The sequence below is a fragment of the Alloyangia mangrovi genome, from assembly GCF_002300555.2.
In the GTDB taxonomy this organism is placed as follows: Bacteria; Pseudomonadota; Alphaproteobacteria; order Rhodobacterales; family Rhodobacteraceae; genus Salipiger; species Salipiger mangrovi.
This window is the reverse complement of the sequence record NZ_NTHN02000111.1, coordinates 1-4,572: the sequence shown is the minus strand read 5'-3', so window position 1 is coordinate 4,572 and position 4,572 is coordinate 1. Positions and strand designations below refer to the sequence as shown.

Here is a 4,572-nt window from a genome sequence, read left to right as displayed (position 1 = left end):
GCCTCGGCGACAGAGCCCGTGGCGCGTTCGTCGAGGACCCGGGGGGAGCGGGTGAGGGTGGCCTGCGTGCAGAGCTGGCTGGCCGGAATACCCCGGATCGGCAGGCCGAGGGTTTCAGCCAGCGCACGGAAGGCGGGGGCGGCGGCCTTGTCCTCGGCGGTGGCAAGGCCGCCCGCCGCCAGCCCGGTGCGGGCGTGATCATAGGCGTCGCGCAGGCTGGATGCGCTTGCGCCTTGCCGGAATCCGAAGCCCGCGACGATCATGTGACGTGGCTCCATTGCACGATGGGATAAGCCGCCTTCCAGCCGCGCCTTGGACCGAGGGCCTCGGCCGAGGAGAGCGCGATCCGCAGCAGCTCGCCGCCGCGCCGCGCCTGTGCCTCGGTGAGCAGCGCCTCGGACTCCAGCGTCACGGCGTTCGCAACGAGGCGGGTGCCTTCGGGAAGATGGTTGTCCAGCCAGTCCAGCAGCTCCCGCGACAGGCCGCCGCCGATGAACACCGCGTCGGGGCGTTCGAGCTGCGCCAGCGCCTTGGGGGCAGAGCCTTCGACCACGCGCAGCCGGTGGGCGCCGAGCCGGGCGGCATTGGCGGCGATGCGGGCGGCGCGCTCTGCACGGGGCTCGATGGTGCTGGCGTCGAGCGTGGGGTCGCAGAGCAGCCACTCGATGCCGACCGAGCCCGAGCCGCCGCCGATGTCCCAGAGATGCTCGAAGGGGCGGGGGGCGAGGGCCGAGAGGGTCAGCGCGCGGATCGGGCGCTTGGTGATTTGCCCGTCGCTTTCGAACCAGCCGTCCGGGCGGCCGCTGGCGAGGGGCAGCACCGCGCCTTCCCCGGCCACCGCGACGGCGGCGCAGACGGGGTGGCTGAAGCTGCGCGCGGGCAGAGCCTCGGCGCGGGCGTCGGTGCGTCGCTCGCGGGGGCCGCCGAGTGCTTCCATGAGGGCGAGTTGCGATCCGCCGAAGCCTTCGGCGGCAAGGTAGTCCGCCAGCGCCTGCACCGCCGCGCCGTCCCGCAACAGCACGAGCATCCGCCGCCCCGGCGCGAGCCGGGGACGCAGCCGCGAGAGTGGTGCGGCGTGCAGGCCGAAGCACTCGGTGCCCTCCAGCGGCCAGCCCATGCGCGCGGCGGCGAGCGAGAAACTCGAGCGGCCCGGGAAGGCCTGCCATTCGCCGCACTCCAGATGCCGCGCCAGCACCGCGCCGGCGCCGAACCAGAAGGGATCGCCCGACGCCAGCACCGCCACCCGCTGCCCGCGCAGCGCCAGGAGCTGGGGAAGGCCCTCGGCGAAGGGCACGGGCCAGGCAATCCGCCTTGCGCCCGCCTCGGCGAGCAGCGACAGGTGCCGCGCGGGGCCCATGACGATCTCTGCCGCCGCGAGCGCGCCACGGCTTGCGGTGCAGAGCCCCTCCGGGCCATCTTCGCCGAGGCCGATGATCGACAGCCAGGGGAATGCGGACGTGACAGCCTCAGACATGGACCTGAACCTTCTGGTTCTGGGCGGCACGACCGAGGCGATGCGGCTCTGCCGGGCGCTGGCTGGGGCGGGGCTGCGCGGCACGGTGTCCCTGGCCGGGCGCGTGGCCAATCCCGCGGCGCAGGCGCTGCCGCTGCGGATCGGCGGCTTCGGCGGGGCGGAGGGCTGGCGCAGCACCTGCGGGCCGAGCGCATCACCCATGTCATCGACGCGACGCACCCCTTCGCGGCGCAGATGAGCGCCAATGCCGTCGCTGCCTGCCGGGCGGCGGGCGTGCCGCTGATCGCGCTCACCCGCGCGCCCTGGGAGGAGACGGCCGGCGACCGATGGTTCCGCGTGCCGGACATGGCGGGCGCAGTCGCGGCGCTCGCCGGTGCGCCGCGCCGGGTGATGCTCGCCTTGGGGCGAATGCATTTGCCAGAGTTCTCCGCACAGGCGCAGCACTTCTACCTGCTGCGTCTTGTCGACCCGCCCGAGGCAGCGCCGGACCTCCCCGACCACCACGTGGTCGTGGAGCGCGGTCCCTTCGGCCTCGAGGGAGATCTCGCGCTGATGCGCGCCCATGGGATCGACCTCGTGGTCTCGAAGAACTCCGGCGGCGCCGGGGCCTTCGCCAAGATCGCGGCGGCGCGCGAGCTGGGCCTGCCGGTGATCATGATCGACCGGCCCGCCATCCCGGCGCGGCGCGAGACGCATGAGGTGGACGAGGTGCTGCGCTGGCTGGATCATGCGGGCACCGACCTCGGGGTGTAGACGAAGGGTGCGCCGTCGCGCGGGATGATCCGGGTGGTCGAGGCCCCGACGATGACCACCGTGCGCATGTCGGCCATCTCGGAGGTGCAGCGGTCGAGGGGAACCACGCGGATCTTTTCCTCGGGGGTCGAGACGGCGCGGGCAAAGATCACCGGGCGGGCATCGCCGCAGGCGCGCTGCAGGACATCCAGGGCTTTCACGAACCCCTCTGGCCGGGCCTTGGAGCGCGGGTTGTAGAAGGCCATGGCGAAATCGGCCTCGGCGGCGAGGCGCAGGCGCTTTTCGATCAGCGACCAGGGCTTGAGGTTGTCGCTGAGGTTGATCGCGCAGAAGTCATGCCCAAGCGGCGCCCCGGCGCGGGCGGCAGCCGCGAGCATCGCGGTGATGCCGGGCAGCACCTCGATATCGAGCGCCCGCCATGCGAGCGGGCCGCCCTCGACCGCCTCGAAGACCGCTGCCGCCATGGCAAAGACCCCGGGATCGCCCGAGGAGACCACGACCACCGAGCGGCCCGCGCTGGCCATCTCCAGCGCATGACGGGCGCGGTCTAGCTCCACCCGGTTGTCCGAGGCGTGCAGCGTCAGGCCGGGGCGCGGTGCGAGACGGGCGACATAGGGGATGTAGCCGACCACGTCGGTGGCCTCGGCCAGGGCGGCGCTGACGTCGGGCGTGACCAGCGCCTCGGCGCCGGGGCCGAGCCCGGCGATGACCAGCCGCCCGCTCATGGCCGCCGTCCCTGTCCGTGCACCAGCACGATGGAGAAATAGGGAGTCACCCGGCCCTCGGCCTCCGACAGCCGCTGCACGGACTGGCCCGGCATGGCGGCATGTTCCACCAGCCAGGCGTCGTCGAAACGCCCGGCGGCGCGCAGGGCGCGGCGGACCTTGTCGATGTTGCGGCCGATCTTCATGATGACCAGCGCGTCGGCGTTCTGCATCTGCCGCACCAGCTCGGCCTCGGGCAGGGTGGCCATGAGCGTGCTCATCACGTCGTCGCCCCAGGTGATCGGCAGGCCGGTGGCGCACCAGGCGGCGGCCATGCCGGGGATCGCCGGGACCACCTGCAGGGGCGCATGGCCCTTGAGCCGGGTGAAGAGATGCATGAAGGAGCCATAGAAGAACGGGTCGCCCTCGGCGAGCACCAGCACCTCGTGGCCCTCCTCCGACAGGGCGCGGAGCTTCGCCGTGCAATCCTCGTAGAATGCCGAGAGCAGGGCGTTGTAGCGTGGGTCGGTGAGCGGGATCTCGGTGGTCACCGGGTATTCCATGGCGATCTCGATCACGTCGGCGCGCAGCATCCCCTCGACGATGCGCCGCGCCTGCCCGGGCCGCCCGGCCTTGCGGAAGTAGGCGACGTGGCGGGCCCTCCGCAGCAGCCGGTCGGCGCGCACCGACATGAGGTCGGGATCGCCGGGCCCGAGGCCGACTCCCCAGATCGTACCCCGCACCCTTGCGCTGGCGTCTGCGCGGATCTCCCCCTGCACGTTCATTCGGCGCGGCTCGCGAGGGCGTTGATGGCGGCAACGGTGATCGCGCTGCCGCCGAGGCGGCCCTCGATGATGGCGCAGGGCACGGGCTGCGCCTGCCAGAGCGCCTCCTTGCTCTCCATCGCGCCGACGAAACCGACCGGGCAGCCGATGATCGCCGCCGGGCGGGGGCAGGAGGGGTCTTCGAGCATGTTCAGCAGGTGAAAGAGCGCCGTGGGGGCGTTGCCGATGGCCACCAGCGCGCCGGCCAGGTGCGGGCGCCAGAGCTCCAGCGCCGCGGCCGAGCGGGTGGTGCCCATGGTACGGGCCAATTCGGGCACGCTGGGGTCGCGCAACGTGCAGATCACCGGATTGTCGGCGGGCAGGCGGGGGCGGGTGACGCCCTCCGACACCATTCGCGCATCGCAAAGGATCGGCGCGCCCTGCGCCAGCGCGCCGCGGGCCGCTGCGGCGAAGCCCTGGGAAAAGCGGATGTGCCGCTCCAGCCCGACCATGCCCGCGGCATGGATCATGCGCACGGCGATGGGCTCCTCGCCTTGGGAGAACCGTGCGAGCTCGGCCTCGGCGCGGATCGTCGCGAAGCTCTGCCGGTAGATGGCCGCGCCATCCTTTTCGTAGTCATAGGGCATCAGGGCGTTCCCGAAAGGAGGGTTGCTGGGTCGTCGAGTTGTGCGGGGGACAGGCCTGTGCGGGCGGGGGTGTCCCAGGGCGCGCCATCTTCGACGAGGTCGAAGCTGCCCTGCCGTCCCACCAGCGTGACCTTGGCCGCGCGTGGCAGGGCGCAGCCCTTGGCGCAGCCCGAGACGTGCAGCGTGCCGCGGACCTTCGGCGCGAGCCGGGCCGCGAGCGCGCGGGTGGG

5 protein-coding genes and 2 pseudogenes are annotated in these 4,572 nt (G+C 72.7%); 1 reads left to right on the top strand and 6 read right to left on the bottom strand.

Translation table 11 applies throughout. From position 1 onward, the window contains the following. Together CLG85_RS26810 and cbiE are read right to left on the bottom strand one after the other, a co-directional pair. Nucleotides 1-263: cobalamin biosynthesis protein (locus tag CLG85_RS26810; protein WP_260350344.1), on the bottom strand; the 263-nt coding region annotated here is incomplete at its 3' end. Then, nucleotides 260-1,474, bottom strand: a complete 1,215-nt coding sequence (cbiE, locus tag CLG85_RS26805) for a precorrin-6y C5,15-methyltransferase (decarboxylating) subunit CbiE (RefSeq protein ID WP_260350342.1) — start codon at nucleotides 1,472-1,474, stop codon at nucleotides 260-262. The genes CLG85_RS26810 and cbiE, both read right to left, overlap by 4 nt. Between cbiE and CLG85_RS26800 the strand changes: the two are divergent. Further along, nucleotides 1,473-2,227 (top strand): annotated as a pseudogene (locus CLG85_RS26800) (cobalt-precorrin-6A reductase). The gene cbiE and the pseudogene CLG85_RS26800 overlap by 2 nt on opposite strands. Here the strand turns inward: CLG85_RS26800 and cobJ are convergent. From cobJ to CLG85_RS26780, 4 genes and pseudogenes are all read right to left on the bottom strand, one after another. Beyond that, entirely contained in the window at nucleotides 2,200-2,952 is a 753-nt protein-coding gene (gene cobJ, locus CLG85_RS26795; protein ID WP_095884206.1) for a precorrin-3B C(17)-methyltransferase, read from the bottom strand. The pseudogene CLG85_RS26800 and the gene cobJ overlap by 28 nt on opposite strands. Beyond that, nucleotides 2,949-3,716 (bottom strand): precorrin-2 C(20)-methyltransferase, encoded by a 768-nt coding sequence (cobI, locus tag CLG85_RS26790; protein ID WP_260350340.1) that lies wholly within the window; start codon nucleotides 3,714-3,716, stop codon nucleotides 2,949-2,951. Before cobI ends, cobJ begins: the two co-directional genes overlap by 4 nt. Next, a complete protein-coding gene (locus CLG85_RS26785) occupies nucleotides 3,713-4,342 on the bottom strand; it encodes a precorrin-8X methylmutase (RefSeq protein ID WP_260350339.1) in 630 nt (209 codons plus the stop codon). The genes cobI and CLG85_RS26785 overlap by 4 nt, the downstream gene beginning before the upstream one ends. Next, a pseudogene (locus CLG85_RS26780) lies at nucleotides 4,342-4,572 on the bottom strand (hypothetical protein); the annotation flags it as partial. The pseudogene CLG85_RS26780 and the gene CLG85_RS26785, both read right to left, overlap by 1 nt.

Excerpts from the sequence above, each read along its gene's own strand:
- cbiE (WP_260350342.1), bottom strand. The coding sequence starts at position 1,474 with ATGTCTGAGGCTGTCACGTCCGCATTCCCCTGGCTGTCGATCATCGGC.
- cobJ (WP_095884206.1), bottom strand. The coding sequence starts at position 2,952 with ATGAGCGGGCGGCTGGTCATCGCCGGGCTCGGCCCCGGCGCCGAGGCG.
- cobI (WP_260350340.1), bottom strand. The coding sequence starts at position 3,716 with ATGAACGTGCAGGGGGAGATCCGCGCAGACGCCAGCGCAAGGGTGCGG.
- CLG85_RS26785 (WP_260350339.1), bottom strand. The coding sequence starts at position 4,342 with ATGCCCTATGACTACGAAAAGGATGGCGCGGCCATCTACCGGCAGAGC.